The 16,979-nt window shown below is 65.4% G+C and carries 15 protein-coding genes; 5 read left to right on the top strand and 10 right to left on the bottom strand.

The window, feature by feature from the left end; all coding sequences use genetic code 11:
- Nucleotides 1–31: 31 nt before the first annotated feature.
- Entirely contained in the window at nt 32–1,327 is a 1,296-nt protein-coding gene (locus tag QO014_RS23850; protein WP_266351281.1) for a hypothetical protein, read from the top strand.
- Nucleotides 1,328–1,369: 42 nt separating this feature from the next.
- On the opposite strand, the gene cysN is transcribed toward QO014_RS23850, so the two are convergent.
- The 4 genes from cysN to ald all read right to left on the bottom strand — a co-directional run bounded on the left by cysN (nt 1,370) and on the right by ald (nt 6,396).
- Nucleotides 1,370–3,280: a sulfate adenylyltransferase subunit CysN gene (gene cysN / locus QO014_RS23845; protein WP_266351280.1), complete on the bottom strand. Its 1,911-nt coding sequence runs from the start codon at nt 3,278–3,280 to the stop codon at nt 1,370–1,372.
- Nucleotides 3,280–4,188 (bottom strand): sulfate adenylyltransferase subunit CysD, encoded by a 909-nt coding sequence (cysD, locus tag QO014_RS23840; protein WP_266351278.1) that lies wholly within the window; start codon nt 4,186–4,188, stop codon nt 3,280–3,282. Before cysD ends, cysN begins: the two co-directional genes overlap by 1 nt.
- Before the next feature lie 153 nt (nt 4,189–4,341).
- Nucleotides 4,342–5,160 (bottom strand): 3'(2'),5'-bisphosphate nucleotidase CysQ, encoded by an 819-nt coding sequence (gene cysQ, locus QO014_RS23835; RefSeq protein WP_266351277.1) that lies wholly within the window; start codon nt 5,158–5,160, stop codon nt 4,342–4,344.
- A 120-nt stretch (nt 5,161–5,280) separates the two neighbouring features.
- On the bottom strand, nt 5,281–6,396 hold the full coding sequence (gene ald, locus QO014_RS23830; protein ID WP_266351276.1) for an alanine dehydrogenase: 1,116 nt from the start codon (nt 6,394–6,396) through the stop codon (nt 5,281–5,283).
- Between the two features lie 134 nt (nt 6,397–6,530).
- Between ald and QO014_RS23825 the strand changes: the two genes are divergently transcribed.
- The 3 genes from QO014_RS23825 (at nt 6,531) to QO014_RS23815 (ending at nt 8,994) form a co-directional block, all read left to right on the top strand.
- On the top strand, nt 6,531–6,992 hold the full coding sequence (locus QO014_RS23825) for an Lrp/AsnC family transcriptional regulator (RefSeq protein WP_266351275.1): 462 nt from the start codon (nt 6,531–6,533) through the stop codon (nt 6,990–6,992).
- Nucleotides 6,993–7,068: 76 nt separating this feature from the next.
- Nucleotides 7,069–8,244 (top strand): NAD(P)/FAD-dependent oxidoreductase, encoded by a 1,176-nt coding sequence (locus QO014_RS23820; protein ID WP_266351274.1) that lies wholly within the window; start codon nt 7,069–7,071, stop codon nt 8,242–8,244.
- 180 nt (nt 8,245–8,424) lie between these two features.
- Nucleotides 8,425–8,994, top strand: a complete 570-nt coding sequence (locus QO014_RS23815; RefSeq protein ID WP_266351273.1) for a DUF2087 domain-containing protein — start codon at nt 8,425–8,427, stop codon at nt 8,992–8,994.
- Between the two features lie 59 nt (nt 8,995–9,053).
- Here QO014_RS23815 and QO014_RS23810 read toward each other — a convergent pair whose 3' ends face one another.
- From QO014_RS23810 to QO014_RS23800, 3 genes are read right to left on the bottom strand one after another with little or no spacing between them, the layout of a single operon-like run.
- The gene (locus QO014_RS23810) at nt 9,054–10,052 is read right to left on the bottom strand and encodes an ABC transporter substrate-binding protein (protein WP_370877206.1); all 999 of its coding nucleotides are present in this window, start codon (nt 10,050–10,052) and stop codon (nt 9,054–9,056) included.
- A gap of 30 nt (nt 10,053–10,082) precedes the next feature.
- Nucleotides 10,083–11,207, bottom strand: coding sequence for an ABC transporter permease (locus QO014_RS23805; RefSeq protein ID WP_266351272.1), 1,125 nt, complete (start codon nt 11,205–11,207; stop codon nt 10,083–10,085).
- Complete coding sequence (locus QO014_RS23800) at nt 11,204–12,151, bottom strand: ABC transporter permease (RefSeq protein WP_266351271.1); 948 nt, start codon at nt 12,149–12,151, stop codon at nt 11,204–11,206. The genes QO014_RS23805 and QO014_RS23800 overlap by 4 nt, the downstream gene beginning before the upstream one ends.
- A 98-nt stretch (nt 12,152–12,249) precedes the next feature.
- On the opposite strand from QO014_RS23800, the gene QO014_RS23795 reads away from it, so the two are divergent.
- Entirely contained in the window at nt 12,250–12,663 is a 414-nt protein-coding gene (locus QO014_RS23795; RefSeq protein ID WP_266351270.1) for a cupin domain-containing protein, read from the top strand.
- A gap of 622 nt (nt 12,664–13,285) precedes the next feature.
- Here the strand turns inward: QO014_RS23795 and QO014_RS23790 are convergent.
- The 3 genes from QO014_RS23790 to QO014_RS23780 are packed head-to-tail and all read right to left on the bottom strand — an operon-like array spanning nt 13,286 to nt 16,847.
- A complete protein-coding gene (locus QO014_RS23790) occupies nt 13,286–14,101 on the bottom strand; it encodes an ABC transporter ATP-binding protein (RefSeq protein WP_266351269.1) in 816 nt (271 codons plus the stop codon).
- Nucleotides 14,102–14,108: 7 nt separating this feature from the next.
- A complete protein-coding gene (hydA, locus tag QO014_RS23785) occupies nt 14,109–15,566 on the bottom strand; it encodes a dihydropyrimidinase (RefSeq protein WP_266351268.1) in 1,458 nt (485 codons plus the stop codon).
- A gap of 30 nt (nt 15,567–15,596) precedes the next feature.
- Nucleotides 15,597–16,847 carry a Zn-dependent hydrolase gene (locus tag QO014_RS23780; protein ID WP_266351267.1) on the bottom strand — a complete coding sequence of 417 codons (1,251 nt, stop codon included), beginning with the start codon at nt 16,845–16,847 and terminating at the stop codon, nt 15,597–15,599.
- Nucleotides 16,848–16,979 lie beyond the last annotated feature (132 nt).

Here is a 16,979-nt window from a genome sequence, read left to right as displayed (position 1 = left end):
AATTCGACGCCCTGCCCTTGACCCGGATCTCATGTCGCAACTAGACGCGGTTCTGCGCCGATCGATCGCGCATCTCGACCCCGCCGATCGCAGCGGGCGCGAACGCGTCTTTGCAAGCGCGCGCGACGCCATGCGCCGCCTGCTGCTCTCCTATGATCCACCGCTGTCACCGGACGATATCGACCGCAAGACGGCCGAGTTCGAGGTGATCGTCGATCTGATCGAGGCCGAGCTGCGGCGATCCCACAGCGCGGCCTCCCGCCTGCTGGCCGACCGGCCCAGCCTGCTTTCGACCGCCGCGAAAGGGACACCCCCGCTCACCTCCCCGCTCCTGGCCCCCCTCGCCAAGCCTATTCCGACGAAGCCCCTTCCCACCGAGCCCCTGCCGGTCAAGGAGGAAGAGGTGGCGGTGGATGAGGATGAGCCGGAGGAGGACGGCGATTATGCCGATGATCCGGACTACGCCTATGACGAAGAAGGCGATGACCGGGACATCGATGCCGCGCCGTTCGAGGATGAGGACGACGGCTATGATGATGACGACTATGACGAGCTGGAGCCACGCCCCGGCCTGATGGGCTGGCTGGATGGCCATCGCGCCCAGGCTATCGGCATCGCCGCCGCCATCGGCGCGCTCGTGCTGGTTCTTGTGGTGGGGGGCTTCTACCTGCATGGCCGCTCGATGACCACGGCGACAGCACCCGCGCCCAGCGTGGCTGAGGCCGTAACGCCGCCCGCTGAGCCGGCAGCACCGTCGCCCGCAGCCGCGCCGTCACCATCCCCCGCAGCCAGTACGCCGTCCGAACCCGCCACGGCCGCCCCGCCGTCCGCGGCGCCGGCAGCCCCCGCCGAGCCGGCGCAGCCGGTTGCTTCCGGTGCCCTGGCGCTCGAGACGATCGTGCTCTTCGACGGCCGCGACCCGAGCGTTTTCCAGTCGGCACCCGACAATCCCGTGCATTTCGAGGGCGACACGACCGGCGGCTATGCGCAGATTTCGTCTTCGACCGGCTCGACGGGCGCACGCCTTCTGGTCGGGCGCGGCGTCTATGAGCGCATTGCGGGCCGGACGATCCGCATCGTGCTCGTCGCCCGCGCCGCCAAGGACGCCCCGGCCACCACGCTGCGCTTTTCCTACCAGAACGGCCGCAATGTGAGCCCCTGGACGGACCTCACGCTCAGCCCGGACTATGCGCCGCTCTCCTTCGAATGGACCGTGCCGAAGGTGCGCGGCGGCCCCGAAAGCGACGCGCTCTTCATCGAGCCCGGCATTCCCGGCGACCAGACGGCCGCCGACATACGCTCGGCGCGGATCGAGATCCTGAAATAGCCCTTCCGCAGGAGGCCCGCGCGTCGTGAGGCCCGCGCGTCGTCAGGCGGCTGAATAGCCGCGCTCGATCAGATAGTCGACGATCCGGTCCGCCTGCGCCTCGGCGTCGCCAATCGACGTATCGAGGCGGATATCGGGCGTCAGCGGCGCTTCATAGGGGCTGTCTATGCCCGTGAAGTTCTTGATCTTGCCCTCGCGCGCCTTCTTGTAGAGCCCCTTGACGTCACGCGCCTCGGCAACCTCCAGCGGCGTATCGACGAAGATCTCCACGAACTCGCCCTCGGCCACCAGATCGCGCGCAAGCTGCCGCTCCGCCCGAAACGGCGAGATGAACGAGACCAGCACGATCAGGCCGGCATCGACGAAGAGCTTCGCGGTCTCGGCCACGCGGCGGATGTTTTCGACACGGTCGGCATCGGTGAAGCCGAGGTCACGGTTGAGGCCATGGCGGACATTGTCGCCATCGAGCAGATAGGTGTGCCGCCCCATCAGGTGCAGCTTCTTCTCGACCAGATTGGCGATGGTCGATTTGCCAGAGCCCGACAGGCCGGTGAACCAGAGCACGGCCGGCTTCTGCCCCTTGGCGCCGGCCCGCGCCGCCTTGTCGACGTCGAGCGCCTGGCGATGGATATTCGTCGCCCGGCTGAGGCCGAAGCGGATCATTCCAGCGGCGACCGTCGCATTGGTGAAGCGGTCGATCAGGATGAACGCGCCCGTCGTGCGATTATCTTCATAGCTGTCGAAGGCGATCGGCTCGGCGAGCGACAAATTGGCGAAGCCGATATCATTGAGCGCCAGCGTCTTGGCCGCGAGCGGCTTCAGCGTCTCGATCTCGACCTTGTGCTTGAGCTCGGTGATCGCGGCGCCGACCGTGCGCGTCCCGATCTTCATCAGATAGGGGCGACCGGGCAGCATGGCCTCGTCCGCCATCCAGATCAGATGGGCGGCGAACTGGTCGGAGACATCGGGCCGCGCCGCGGGCGTTGCGAGGATGTCGCCGCGCGAGAGGTCGATCTCGCGGTCGAGCGTCAACGTCACCGCCTCGTCGGCCGAGGCGGAGCGGACGTCGCCATCATAGGTCACGATGCGCGATACGGTCGCCTGCTGGCCCGTACGCGCCACGACGATGTCGTCGCCCGCGCGGATCGTGCCGGCCGCAATGGTGCCGGCATAGCCGCGGAAGGTCAGGTCCGGCCGGTTGACCCATTGCACCGGGAAACGGAACGGGCGCGACGCCGTCACGTCGACGCTGAGATCGATCCCTTCCAGATGCTCCAGCAGCGTCGGGCCGCGATACCAGGGCATGGATTCGCTGCGCTCGCCGACATTATCGCCATGGCGGGCGGAAATCGGGATCGCGACGCGGCTCGCAAAACCGTAGTGGCTCGCATCGGCATCGAAGGCGGCCACGATGCGGTCGTAGACGACGCGGTCATAATCGACGAGATCGATCTTGTTGATCGCCAGCACGACATGGCGGATGCCGAGCATCGCGGCGATCGTCGCGTGACGGCGCGTCTGGTTCAGTATGCCCTTGCGCGCATCGATCAAAAGAACCGCGAGGTCCGCCGTCGAGGCGCCCGTCGCCATGTTGCGGGTATATTGCTCATGGCCGGGCGTGTCCGCGACGATGAACTTGCGCTTCTCCGTCGCGAAGAAGCGATAGGCGACATCGATCGTGATGCCCTGCTCGCGCTCGGCCTCCAGCCCGTCGACCAGGAGGGCGAGGTCCATGTCGTCGCCGACCGTGCCGAAACGGCGCGAGTCCTTTTCGAGCGAGGCGAGTTGGTCGTCGAACAGTTTCTTGGTGTCGAGGAGCAGACGGCCGATCAGCGTCGACTTGCCGTCATCGACGCTGCCGCAGGTCAGGAAGCGGAGAATGCCCTTGTCGGTCTCGACCGGAACCGGCCGGGCGGCGTCATCGTGCGGGCGGAGGGCAACGATCTCGGCCATCAGAAATATCCCTCGCGCTTCTTCTTCTCCATCGAGCCGGATTCATCGTGATCAATGAGCCGGCCCTGGCGCTCCGATGTCGTGGCGAGGAACATTTCCTCGACGATGGCATCCAGCGTATCGGCATCGGACTCCACCGCCGCGGTGAGCGGATAGCAGCCGAGCGTGCGGAAGCGGACGCGGCGCATCTCGACTTTCTCGCCCGGCAGCAGGCGCATGCGCTGGTCGTCGGCCATGATCAGCTGGCCGTTCCGCGCCACGACCGGCCGTTCGGCGGCGAAATAGAGCGGCACGATCGGAATGTTCTCGGCGGCGATATATTGCCAGATGTCGAGCTCGGTCCAGTTCGAGAGCGGGAACACGCGGATCGTCTCGCCCGTCCTGATCCGCGTGTTATAGAGCGACCAGAGCTCGGGGCGCTGGTTCTTCGGGTCCCAGCCATGATGGGCCGAGCGGAACGAGAACACGCGCTCCTTGGCGCGGCTCTTCTCCTCGTCGCGGCGCGCGCCGCCAAAGGCCGCGTCATAGCCGCCGGCATCGAGCGCCTGCTTCAGCGCCTCGGTCTTCATCACCTGGGTATAGTTGGACGAGCCGTGATCGAACGGATTGATGCCGGCCGCCTTGCCCTCCTGATTGGTGTGCACCTTGATGTCGAGGCCGAGCCGCTTCACCGTCTCGTCCCGGAACGCGATCATCTCGCGGAATTTCCATGTCGTATCGACATGCAGGAGCGGGAAAGGCGGCTTCGCCGGATGGAAGGCCTTCATCGCCAGATGAAGCATCACCGAAGAATCCTTGCCGATCGAATAGAGCATGACAGGATTTTCGAAATTCGCGACGACTTCACGCATGATGAAGATCGCCTCGGCTTCGAGGCGGCGAAGATGCGGGGGCAGTTGTGCGGGCATGGAAAACTCCGAGGACAGGGGGAAACTAGTCCTCGGCGCCGAGCCATACCAAGCATGGGCGTCGCGTTTATCAGCCTCGTTTTTCGGAAGCTTCGCGCAATATCGTCATTTCCCGAAACTTGATTTCAGAAAATTCGATCAACTTACTCGTGATTAAGCCATCACAGCAAATTGGTTGCTGCCGCGGGCAACGAACCAGGGATTGGCATAGGCCATAAGGCCCGGCACATCGCGCGGGCCATAGACGAGGGGATCGCCATCCACGGTCGAAACCAGGCCACCGGCGGCGCGCAGCACGGCATCGCCCGCCGCCGTATCCCATTGCATGGTCGGTCCCATGCGCGGGTAGAGGTCGGCCTCGCCCGCCGCCATCAGGCAGAATTTGAGCGAAGAGCCGGCCGAGACCAGCGAAGCGCCGGGATAGCGGCCGATGAAATGATCCGTCTCGGCCGTACGGTGCGACCGACTGCAGATGATGCGCGGCGGTATCTCGGGCGGAGCGGCGACGTGGATCGGCCGGCGCGCCTCGATCACGCCATGCGCGATCGAAAGCCGCTCCGCGCCATGACCCAGGCGGCCGACGAACAGGCAGCCATGGACGGGCGCATAGACGATGCCGAGCACGGGGAGGCCGGCGCGGATCAGCGCGATGTTGACCGTGAAATCGCCATTGCGGCAGATGAATTCGCGCGTGCCATCGACGGGATCGACAAGGAAGAACTCGTCGTGAACCGCCGGGATGCGTCCGGCGCAGCAGGATTCCTCGGCGATGACGGGAACACCCGGCGCCAGCTTGCGCAGCTCGGCGAGGATGATCTCCTCCGCCTGCCTGTCCGCCTCGGTTACCGGCGAGGCATCCGCCTTCTCGTCGACGGAGAAATTCTGGCGGTAGACGTTCATCACGGCGACGCCGGCGGCCATGGCTGTCGCAATCAGCCCGTCCTGCAGCGAAGCGTCGTTCTCGATCGGCATATGAGCCTCGTACGGGCGTTGGCCCGTCCCTTAAAGCACGAGGACCGGCCACGCCGGTCCTCTTTCATGAAGCGTCCTTGGACCTATCGATATACCACCGACAAGCCCGAACACCAGACCTCAGGCTGCAACGCTGGTCGCCGGATCCGCAAAGGCGATGCCGAGGCTTTCGGCGACGGCACGATGCGTGATGCGGCCGCGATGCACGTTGAGGCCATTCCTCAGATGGGGATCGCGGGCCACCGCCGCCAGCCCGTAATCAGCAAGCGCCAGACCGAAGGGCAGCGTCGCATGGTTGAGCGCATGGCTCGATGTCAGCGCGACGGCACCCGGCATGTTGGCGACGCAATAGTGGATGACGCCGTCGACCACATAGGTCGGGTCGGCATGCGTGGTCGCATGCGAGGTCTCGAAGCAGCCGCCCTGGTCGATCGCGACATCGACCATGACCGCGCCACGCTTCATCTTCGGCAGCATGGCGCGGGTGACGAGCTTCGGTGCCGAAGCGCCGGGGATGAGCACGGCGCCGATCACGGCATCGGCGGAGAGCACTTCCTTTTCCAGCGTGTCGAGGGTCGAGAACAGAGTCCGGACACGGCCGCCGAACTGCTCGTCGAGCTGGCGCAGGCGCGGGATCGAGCGATCGAGGATCGAGACCTCGGCGCCGAGGCCGGCCGCCATGCGCGCGGCATGCATGCCGACGACACCGCCGCCAATGACGACGACCTTGGCCGGCGCCACGCCCGGCACGCCGCCGAGCAGGATGCCGCGGCCGCCATGCGGCTTTTCCAGCGCCGTCGCGGCGGCCTGGATCGAGAGACGGCCGGCGACCTCGCTCATCGGCGCCAGCAGCGGCAGGCCGCCATGGGCGTCCGTCACAGTCTCATAGGCGACAGCCGTGACGCCCGAGGCCATCAGGCCACGCGCCTGATCGGGATCGGGAGCGAGATGGAGATAGGTGAAGAGGATCTGGCCCTCGCGAAGCTGCGCCCATTCGGAGGGCTGCGGCTCCTTGACCTTCACGATCATGCCGGCTTTGGCGAAGATTTCGCCGGCCGTGGCGACGATCGTGGCGCCCGAGGCGATATAGGCCGCATCGGGCGCGTCGATGCCGTCGCCGGCACCGGTCTCGATCATGACCTGATGGCCGTGGGCCACATATTCGCGCACCGCAGCCGGCGTGAGGCCGACGCGGAATTCATTGTTCTTGATCTCTTTCGGAACGCCGACGAGCATGATGAAATTCCCCTGGGTTTTTGCTTATCGCGGGAGAATAATGCCGCTCAAAGTCCATTTTCTTGCGATTTCATGTTCGCCATTCGGAATCTCTGCATTGATCATGCGTCATGGCTGCTTTGGGAGCATATTTCGTGCAACTCGATGAATTCGATCGCAAGATCGTCGGCCATCTCGCCCGGGAAGGCAGGCTTTCCGCCGTCGAACTGGCCGATCGCATCGGCCTTTCGCCGTCGGCCGCGACGCGACGGCTCCAGCGGCTCGAGGCCGAACGCGTCATCAACGGCTATCGCGCCGTGATCGATCCCGGAGCGATCGGGCTCGGCATCACGGCCTTCGTAGAGATATCGCTCGACCGGCAGAATGACGAGGCGCTGAAAGCCTTCGAGGCGGCGGCGCGCAAATGCCCGAACATCCTTTCGCTCTATCTGATGTCGGGCACGAGCGACTATCTGCTCAGGATCGTCGCCCGCGACCTGCCGGATTTCGAGCGCCTGCACGCCAATGTCCTCGGCCACCTGCCGGGGGTGGCGCGGATCGAATCCAAATTCGCGCTGCGCGAGGCGATCGAACGCCCGCTTGTGCCCATCGGCTGAACCATCCTCTTCGTCGCATCGACGCTGGGCGAACGGCGTGCGATCTTCGATTTGATCATCGCCCGAGGGTTTCCGATTGCCGCGATACGACGTCGTCATCATCGGTGGTGCCGTTCATGGCGCCTCCGCCGCCTATCATCTCGCATCCCATCCCGGCTTCACCGGCAGCATTCTTCTCGCCGAGAAGGACCCTTCCTTCCAGCAGGCGGCAAGCGCGCTCTCGGCGGCCTCGATCCGGCAGCAATTCTCCTCGCCCGTGAATATCCAGATGTCGCTCTTCGGCATCGAGTTCCTGCGCGGGATCGGCGACACGCTGGAGGTCGATGGCGATCGGCCCTTCATCAGCCTCGTCGAGGGCGGCTATCTCTTCCTGGCGACCGAGGCCGGCGTGCCGACGCTGACCGAGAACCATGCTCTGCAATCCGAACTCGGCGCCGATATCGCCTTCTTCAATCCCTCCGAAATCGCCGAGCGCTTCCCCTATCTTGCCCTCGACGACATCGTGGCCGGCGCGTGGGGAGCGACGGGCGAAGGCTGGTTCGATGGCTATGGGCTGATGCAGGCGTTCCGCAAGAAGGCACGCGCCTTGGGCGTCGAGGCGGCGAGCCGGACGGCGGTGGAAATCATCGCGGATCGTGGCCGGGCGACCGGCGTGCGCTTCGCTGACGGCGAGATCGTCGAGGCCGGCACGGTGATCGTCGCGGCCGGTACGGGCGCGCGGGCGCTGATCGAGCCGCTCGGCTCGCCGCTGCCCGTCGAGGCGCGCAAGCGCTGCATCTTCACCTTCGCCTGCAAGGACAAGCTGCCGGCCTTCCCGATGCTGATCGACCCGACCGGCGTCTATTGCCGCCCCGAAGGCGAGCTCTTCCTCTGCGGCTCGGCGCCGGAGGAGTCGAACGACCCGCTGGCGACCGATTTCGACGTCGATTACAGCCTGTTCGAGGAGATGATCTGGCCGATCCTCGCGAGTCGTGTTCCGGCTTTCGAGGCGATCCGGCAGGCCCGCGCCTGGGCCGGCCATTACGACATGAACCTCTTCGACCACAATGCGATTGTCGGCCGTGTGCCGGGCTTCGACAACCTCCTGATTGCCAACGGCTTCTCCGGACATGGCCTGCAGCAATCGCCCGCCGTAGGACGCGGCCTGTCGGAACTCGTCGTCGATGGCGAATACCGCACGCTCGACCTCTCGCCGCTCGGCTATGAGCGCATCCTCGAAAACCGGCCGCTGATCGAGAAGAACATCGTGTGAGCTTGCGCGATCGGCCCGCCAGGATTATAGGCGGCAGTGGGTCAGCAGTTCACCCAGGCGTCACCGTCTCCGCAAGGAGAAGCTAAACCTGCATCGGAAAGATGAAGCGACACAGCCCTCGTGCCGGGTCGAAGACGGTGACCACGACAATCCCTTGGATCGGCACAGCGAGGATTGGTCATGACCCGTATTCCTGTTCCCTTCGCCGTCGACGACATCTCGACCTTCGCGAAAACACTGCGCAAGCAGTTCGAGGCGCGCGATGCGCCTCCAAGCCACGTCGAATTGCTCAACATGCTCGCGCGATCCGTCGGGCATCGCAATTTCCAGCAGTTGCGTGCGCGCGCCAAGATCGAGCCGACCGATCCGGCACCACCGTCACCCGAGCCTCAGGCCGATCTTGCGCGCGTCGAGCGCGTGTTGCGCCATTTCGATGGCGAGGGGCGATTATTGCGATGGCCGTCGCGCCGCAGCCATCAGGAATTCGCGCTCTGGGCGCTCTGGAGCCGGTTCCCGGCCAGTGTCAGCCTGGATGATGCTGCGGTGAAGGCCTTCCTCGCGACCCGGCACGCATTCGGCGACCACGCGCTGCTGCGCCGCGAGCTCGTCGATGCGGGCCTCGTGATCCGGACCGCCGACGGTCGCGACTACAGGCGCGTCGAGCGTCGGCCGCCGCCTGACGCGCTTGCTCTGATCGCCCGGATTGCGACCCGTTCCGAGGCGGTCTCGGCCGAACACCAGCCATCCTGAAACGAAGAAGCCGGGCGCACGCCGCCCGGCTTCCACTTCGACAATGCGCGTCGACAGCCTTACTTCAGGCCGGCCGCGTCGGTGACGGCATGCGTCCAGGCGCCCGTGGGCTCCTTGGTGATGACGGGCGTCTCGCCGCCGGCCGAGAGCAGCGTGGTGACGGTGCGCTTGTAATCCGCCTCGTCGAGCACGCCGTTCGAGCCTTCGGTGAGCTTGTTGACTTCGCCGATCATGAACTTCTGGTGCGCTTCGGTCTGCGCGCCGGTCTCGTCATTGTCGAGGACGATCTTGGCGGCTTCGTCCGGATTGGCGCGGGCATAGTCCCAGCCCTTCTCCGAGGCCTTGACGAACTTCGCCATCTTCTCGACGAAGGCCGGATCCTTCAGCTTCTCCTCCATGACGTAGAGGCCGTCTTCCAGCGTCGCGACGCCCTGGTCCTCATATTTGAAGACGACCAGTTCGCTCTCCGGAATGCCGGCATCCAGCACCTGGCCGAACTCGTTATAGGTCATGGTCGAGATGCAATCGGCCTGCTTCTGGATCAGCGGGTCGACATTGAAGCCCTGCTTCAGCACGGTGACGCCATCCGGGCCGCCATCGGTCTTGAGGCCGAGCTTGGCCATCCAGGCGAGGAAGGGATATTCGTTGCCGTAGAACCAGACGCCGAGCGTCTTGCCCTTGAAATCGGCGGGAGACGAAATGCCGGTCTCCTTGCGGCAGGTCAGCATCAGGCCGGACTTCTTGAAAGGCTGGGCGATGTTGACGAGCGGAACGCCCTTTTCGCGCGAGGCGAGCGCCGCCGGCATCCAGGTCGTGATCACATCGGCACCGCCGCCGGCGATGACCTGCTCGGGAGCGATATCCGGGCCGCCCGGCTTGATCGTGACGTCGAGGCCTTCCTCGTCGTAGAAACCCTTGGCCTTGGCCACATAGTAACCGGCGAACTGGGCCTGGGTGACCCATTTCAGCTGGAACGTTATCGGATCGGCCGCGAAGGCCGAGGCGCTGGTCATGAGCCCAGCCGCGAGCGCGAGCGCGCCGATCATCAGTTTCTTCATTGACCCCTCCGTTCGGGTTCTTTTCCGTCCTCAGGTGCGGAAGGACGGATGCCAGAAAGTCGCGGCGCGCTCGATGAGCGCCACCACGCCGTAGAACACGGAGCCGGCGAGCGCCGCCACCGCGATTTCAGCCCACACCATGTCGATGTTCATGCGACCGACTTCGGTGGAAATACGGAATCCCATGCCCACGATCGGCGTGCCGAAGAATTCAGCCACGATGGCAGCAATCAGGGCGAGAGTCGAATTGATCTTGAGCGCGTTGAAGATGAAGGGCATCGCTTCCGGCAGGCGAAGCTTGAAGAGCGTCTGCCAATAGTTCGCCGCGTAAGTGCGCATCAGGTCGCGGCTCATCGGTTGCGAGGCGGCGAGGCCCGTCACCGTGTTGACCAGCATGGGAAAGAAGGTCGAGACCACGACGACGGCCGCCTTGGACGGCCAGTCGAAACCGAACCACATCACCATGATCGGCGCGATGCCGACGATCGGCAGCGCCGAGACGAGATTGCCGATCGGCAGCAGCCCGCGCTGCAGGAAAGGCACGCGGTCGATCAGGATCGCGACCAGGAAACCGGATGCACAGCCGATCGCATAGCCGGCGATGACCGCCTTCAGGAACGTCTGGCGAAAATCGGCGGCGAGGATCGGGATCGAGGTGATGAGCTTGGCGCCGATCGCCGAAGGCGGCGGGATCAGCACGAAAGGCACCTTGAAGGCGAGGACGATCACCTCCCAGATGATCAGAAGCCAGACGCCGAAAATGAGCGGCACGACGATCCTGAGGAAGGCGCCATCGAAGCCGGTCTGACGCGGGATCGCCGCCAGCACCGAAACCAGGCACCAGGCGAGCAGCCAGGATGTGAGGAACAGCGCCCAAAAGGCCGGACCGGCATGACCGGCGACGCTCGGCAGCAACTGCAGCGTGAACCAGCCGCCCAGGGCGGCGGCAATCGCGAGCAGGACGCCGGCGAGGCCGCTCCGCTCGGCGCGGATGACCGCCACGAGCGCTGCCGCCATCGCGACGATGACGACCCAGGCGAGTGGCCCTTCACGGGGCAGCATGCGCTCGGGGTCAAGGCTGTCCAGGGGCAGGCTGACGGCCGCGAAAAGCCCGATGAAGGCGAGCCATGGCTGGAGGAGACCGCGAGCGTTCATCGCGCCATCCCCATCCGCTTGACCACGGCACGGCCGCCGAGGCTGACCATCCAGACGAGCAGCGCGGCGAGGATCGAGGCGGCGAGCAGCGCCGCCCAGATCTGTACCGTCTGCCCGTAATAGGAGCCGGCGAGCAGCCGCGCCCCGATGCCGGCCGAAGCACCGGTCGGCAACTCGCCGACGATCGCGCCGACGAGGCTGATCGCGATCGCCACCTGCATGGAGGTGAAGAGATAGGGCATCGCCGCCGGCAGGCGCAGCTTCCAGAAGGTCTGGGCCCGCGAGGCTGAATAGGTCCGCATCAGGTCGAGATGGATCGGATCGGGCGAGCGAAGCCCTTTGACGAGGCCGACCGTGACCGGGAAGAAAGAGAGATAAGTCGAGATCATCGCCTTGGCGATGAAGCGCGACAGATCGGTCGACAGCCCCATCTGTCCGTTCATGAGGTTATAGCCGACGACGACGATCATCGGCGCGATGGCGACGATCGGGATCGTCTGCGAGGCGACGATCCAGGGCATCAGGCTCTTGTCGAGGCTCGAGACATGCACGATGCCGATCGCGAGCAGGATGCCGAGCAGCGTGCCGCTGACGAAGCCGGCGAGCGTCGAGGAGAGCGTGATCCAGCTGTGATAGACGAGGCTGCGCTTGGAGGTCACGGACTGGTCGACCGTCGTCTTCCAGAGTTCGACGGCGACCTGGTGCGGCGCCGGCAGCAGCGGCCGATCCATCGCCCAGGTGGCAGCGACGAGTTCCTGCGCCGTCGGCTCCTTCTTCTGCCGCGCGAACTGGTCGCGGGCGAGCTGGGCATTCAGGAAATAGGCGCCGACATACCAGACCGCCAACAAGGCGAGCGAGACGATCAGCACCGGAAAGAGAATGCCAGGCTTCTTGAGGGAGCGGGGTTTCCTGAGAGCGGGGGACTTGGCGGCGATCGCGGTCATGACGGCCTCTCCCCTTGCCGCACGAGCGCGCCGCGCCTGCGCTGGAATTTGCCGCGGGGGCCTGTCATGCTCGGAGCGGCATCTCGGGAGGATCCACCATGACCACGACAGAAATGGCTACCTGCCGCCTCGTCCGGCCCAGCAGCACCTATGCCGGCAAGCAGGGCTTCGACTATATCGAGGGCATCACGGCGGAATCGGTCGGTGCGAGCGCCATCTGCATGATGGTCCTCACAATCCCGCCCGGCGGTCGCGCCAAGGCTCACATGCATGCCAACCACGAGACCGCGATCTACGCCGTCTCCGGCGAGACGCAGTGCTGGTACGGCGAGAAGCTGGAAAACCACGTCGTCGTCCGCGCCGGCGACATGTTTTATATCCCCGCCGGTGTACCGCATCTGCCAACCAATCTCGGCCCGGAAACCGCGGTCGCGATCATCGCGCGCACCGACCCGAACGAGCAGGAAAGCGTCGTGCTGCTGCCGGAACTGGAGCAATACGTGCCGCGCTGAGGTGGCTTCATGGCGACGGCCGTTCGGGTCTCTCCTGAAAGACAGAGCCCTACGCCGCCCCCTCCCTAGCCCTCCCCCCAGCGGGGAGAGGGAACGGGGCGGTGTGATTGCGCAAGCTTCGATGAAAACCTCGGCCGGCCCTCTCTCCCCGAAGGGGCGAGAGTTGGAGAGGGGGTTCCGGCCGCGAGCGTGTTCGCGCTTGCCAGATAGAACCTGACGCCGCCCCCTCCCTAGCCCTCCCCCCTGCGGGGAGAGGGAACGGGTCAGCGTGATCGCGCAAGCCGTGATGAAGACCTCGGCGGGCCCTCTCTCCCCGAAGGGGGGAGAGTTGGAGAGGGGGTTCCGGCCGCGAGCGTGTTCGCGCTTGCCAGATAGAACCTGACGACGCCCCCTCCCTAGCCCTCCCCCCTGCGGGGAGAGGGGACGGGTCAGCGTGATCGCGCAAGCCTTGATGAAAACCTCGGCCGGCCCTCTCTCCCCGAAGGGGGGAGAGTTGGAGAGGGGGTTCCGGCCGCCAGCGTGTTCGCGCTTGCCAGATAGAGCCTGACGACGCCCCCTCCCTAGCCCTCCCCCCTGCGGGGAGAGGGAACAGGCCCGCGCTTCATGAACAACACAGCGCGCGCTAGTCCTCATAGGAGTGCCCTGCCCTCAGGCCATGGCGCACGCGCGCGGCGATCTCGAGGAATTCCGGCGTCTCGCGGATGTCGAGCGTGCGATCGCGCGGAAAGCCGCATTCGATGATGTCGGTGACGCGGCCCGGTCGCGGCGACATCACCACGATCTTGGTCGAGAGGAACACGGCCTCGGGAATCGAATGGGTGACGAAGACGACTGTCTTCTGCGTCTGCGCCCAGAGCTTCAGGAGCTGTTCGTTCAGATGGTCGCGGACGATCTCGTCCAGCGCGCCGAAGGGCTCGTCCATCAGCAGCAGGTCCGGCTCGACCGCAAGCGCGCGAGCGATCGAGGCGCGCTGCTGCATGCCGCCGGAAAGCTGCCAGGGGAATTTCTGCTCGAAGCCGGCGAGGTTCACCAGCGCGAGGTTCTCCGCGATGCGCTTCTCGCGCTCTGCCCTGGAGAGGCCCATGATCTCCAGCGGCAGGGCGACGTTCTTGGCGATGGTCCGCCAGGGATAGAGCGCCGCCGCCTGGAACACATAGCCATAGGCCCGCGCTAGCCGCGCTTCTTCCGGCGAGACGCCATTCACCGTGATCGAGCCGCCGGTTGGCTGCTCGAGATCGGCGATGACGCGCAGAAGCGTGGTCTTGCCGCAGCCGGACGGGCCGATGAACGAGACGAACTCGCCCCGCTGCACGTTCAGATCGATGTTGGACAGGGCCTGAACCGGCCCGTCATTGGTCTCGAAGGTGAGCGAGAGACCGCGAATGTCGATCGCGGTCCCTTCCTTCGTGCTGGCGTGAGCTGCCTCCCCGTCGCTCATGCGCTGATCACACGCCGATCGGCATATGTTCGGCCGAGCGCGTCACGGCGCGCGGCGCGGTCAGCTCCTTCCACTTGGAAAGGGCAGCGTTCGCAGCCGGGAAGGGCTTGCGCTTGATGAACTTGCCACGGCCCGGCTGCGGCTGCGAGTTCTGCCCGTCGGCCCAGACCACCTCGCCCCGCGAGAGCGTGTAGCGCGGCAGACCGTTGACCTTGAAGCCCTCGAACACGTTGTAGTCGATGATCGACTTCTGGTTCGAGGCCGAGATGGTCTTGGAGAGCTTCGGATCCCACACGACGAGATCGGCGTCGGAGCCCGGCAGGATCGCGCCCTTCTGCGGATAGATGTTCAGGATCTGTGCGATATTGGTCGATGTCACGGCGACGAACTCGTTCGGCGTGAGCCGGCCCGTCTCGACGCCCCTGGTCCAGAGCACGGACAGGCGGTCCTCGATGCCGCCGGTGCCGTTCGGGATCTTGCGGAAATCGCCGAGGCCCATGCGCTTCTGTTCAGTCGTGAAGGCGCAATGGTCGGTTGCGACCACCTGCAGCGAGCCGGCGGCGAGGCCTGCCCAGAGGCTGTCCTGATGGCTCTTGTTGCGGAAGGGCGGCGACATCACGCGGCGGGCGGCATAGTCCCAGTCGCGATTGAAATATTCGCCCTCGTCGAGCGTCAGGTGCTGGATCAGCGGCTCGCCATAGACCCGCATGCCCTTCTGGCGGGCGCGGCGGATCGCTTCATGCGACTGCTCGCAGGAGGTATGAACGATATAGACCGGGACGCCGGCCGCATCGGCGATCATGATCGCCCGGTTCGTCGCCTCACCCTCGACTTCCGGCGGGCGCGAATAGGCATGCGCCTCGGGGCCGGACGTGCCGTCGGCCATGTATTTCTGCTGCAGAGCCGCGACGATATCGCCGTTCTCGGCATGGACGAGCGGCAGCGCGCCGAGCGCCGCGCAACGCTGGAACGACGCGAACATCTCGTCGTCATTCACCATCAGCGCGCCCTTATAGGCCATGAAATGCTTGAAGGTGTTGATGCCGCGCGCGACGACCTTCGGCATCTCGTCGAAATGCCTCTCCGACCAACCGGTGACGCACATGTGGTAGGAATAGTCGCCCGAAGCCTGCCGCGTCGCCTTGGATTCCCATGCGTCCATCGCGGCCAGCATGCCGTCTTCGCCCGGAATGACGAAATCGACCACCATGGTCGTCCCGCCGGCAAGGCCGGCAAAGGTCCCGCTCTCCCAGGTCTCTGCCGCCGTCGTGCCCATGAAGGGCATTTCCAGATGGGTGTGCGGGTCGATGCCGCCCGGCATGATATAGGCGCCGGACGCGTCGACGACCGTGTCGCCCTTGAGATCCGGCCCGATCGCCTTGATCGTCTCGCCCTCGATCAGGATATCCGCCTCGTAGCTGCGGTCGGCCGCTACGATCGTTCCGCCTTTGATCACCGTCGACATTGCAATTTCCCTCTGGTCTGTTGGCCGGCTTCAGTCGGCGATTTCGGCCGTTTCCAGAACGGCATGAAGAAGAACATCGGCGCCCGCCGCCGCCCACTCCGGCGTGATGGTCTCGTCCTCATTATGGCTGAGGCCGTCGACGCAGGGGCACATGATCATCGTGGTCGGCGCAACCTTCGCCGTCCAGCACGCGTCGTGGCCCGCGCCTGAGATGATGTCCATATGGCTGTAGCCGAGCCGCTCGGCAGCGGTGCGCACGCTCGTCACCAGCTTCGGATCGAAGGTGACCGGATCGAAATGGCCGACAGCCTCGATGGCGCAGCCGACGCCGAGGGCCGCGGCGATCACCGGCGCCTGTTCCTCGATCTGCGCGCGCATGCCGTTCAGCTTGTCGAGATCGGGGCTGCGGATGTCGATGGTGAAGACCACCTTGCCCGGCAGCACATTGCGCGAGTTCGGCGTGAAGAACACCTGACCCACGCCGCCGACGGCACCCGGCTGGTGCTCCATCGCCACGGCCTGCACCATCTCGATGATGCGGCTCATGGCGAGGCCGGCATTGACGCGCATATTCATCGGCGTGGAGCCGGTATGCGCTTCCTTGCCGGTCAGGGTGACTTCGAGCCACCACAAGCCCTGGCAATGGGTGACGACGCCGATCTGCTTTTCCTCGGCCTCGAGGATCGGGCCCTGCTCGATGTGATACTCGAAATAGGCGTGCATCTTGCGCGCGCCGACCTCCTCGTCGCCGAGCCAGCCGATCCGCCTCAGCTCCTCGCCATAGGTCTTGCCCTCGGGATCCTTGCGGCCATAGGCGTAATCGAGCGTCAGTTCGCCGGCGAAGACGCCGGAGGCGAGCATGGCGGGCGCAAAGCGCGCGCCCTCCTCGTTCGCCCAATTGGTGACGACGATCGGGTGCTTCGTCCGGATGCCGAGATCGTTCATGGTGCGCACGGCTTCGAGGGCGGCGAGGACGCCGAGCACGCCGTCATACTTGCCGCCGGTCGGCTGCGTATCGAGATGGCTGCCCATATAGACCGGCAGCGCGGTCGGGTCGGTGCCGGGACGGGTCGCGAACATCGTGCCCATCTTGTCGACGCCGACGCTCATGCCCGCCGCCTCGCACCACGTCTTGAAGAGGCTGCGCCCCTCGGCATCGGCGTCGGTGAGCGTCTGCCGGTTATTGCCGCCCCGAAGGCCCGGCCCGATCTTGGCCATGTCCATCAGGCTGTCCCACAGCCTTTCGCCATTGATACGGAGATTGTCGGTCGGGGCGGTCATTTGGGTTCTCTCAATTGTCAGATATGGCCGTCATCCCGGGCGGAGCGAAGCGGAGACCCGGGACCCATTCGACCATGAATTATCCTGGTTGGATGGGTCCCCGCTTGCGCGGGGACGACGGGGCCTTGAACG

Source organism: Kaistia dalseonensis (assembly GCF_030814715.1).
In the GTDB taxonomy this organism is placed as follows: domain Bacteria; phylum Pseudomonadota; class Alphaproteobacteria; order Rhizobiales; family Kaistiaceae; genus Kaistia; species Kaistia dalseonensis.
Note: the sequence above shows the minus strand (reverse complement) of the source record. Positions and strands in the feature narration are given on the sequence as shown.

Coding starts and splice junctions, on each gene's coding strand:
- ald (WP_266351276.1), bottom strand. CDS start 6,396: ATGCTCGTCGGCGTTCCGAAAGAGATCAAGAACAATGAATTCCGCGTC.
- QO014_RS23780 (WP_266351267.1), bottom strand. CDS start 16,847: ATGACCGCCCCGACCGACAATCTCCGTATCAATGGCGAAAGGCTGTGG.
- QO014_RS23790 (WP_266351269.1), bottom strand. CDS start 14,101: ATGAGCGACGGGGAGGCAGCTCACGCCAGCACGAAGGAAGGGACCGCG.
- QO014_RS23815 (WP_266351273.1), top strand. CDS start 8,425: ATGACCCGTATTCCTGTTCCCTTCGCCGTCGACGACATCTCGACCTTC.
- hydA (WP_266351268.1), bottom strand. CDS start 15,566: ATGTCGACGGTGATCAAAGGCGGAACGATCGTAGCGGCCGACCGCAGC.
- QO014_RS23805 (WP_266351272.1), bottom strand. CDS start 11,207: ATGAACGCTCGCGGTCTCCTCCAGCCATGGCTCGCCTTCATCGGGCTT.
- QO014_RS23850 (WP_266351281.1), top strand. CDS start 32: ATGTCGCAACTAGACGCGGTTCTGCGCCGATCGATCGCGCATCTCGAC.
- QO014_RS23800 (WP_266351271.1), bottom strand. CDS start 12,151: ATGACCGCGATCGCCGCCAAGTCCCCCGCTCTCAGGAAACCCCGCTCC.
- QO014_RS23795 (WP_266351270.1), top strand. CDS start 12,250: ATGACCACGACAGAAATGGCTACCTGCCGCCTCGTCCGGCCCAGCAGC.
- cysQ (WP_266351277.1), bottom strand. CDS start 5,160: ATGCCGATCGAGAACGACGCTTCGCTGCAGGACGGGCTGATTGCGACA.
- cysD (WP_266351278.1), bottom strand. CDS start 4,188: ATGCCCGCACAACTGCCCCCGCATCTTCGCCGCCTCGAAGCCGAGGCG.
- cysN (WP_266351280.1), bottom strand. CDS start 3,280: ATGGCCGAGATCGTTGCCCTCCGCCCGCACGATGACGCCGCCCGGCCG.
- QO014_RS23810 (WP_370877206.1), bottom strand. CDS start 10,052: ATGAAGAAACTGATGATCGGCGCGCTCGCGCTCGCGGCTGGGCTCATG.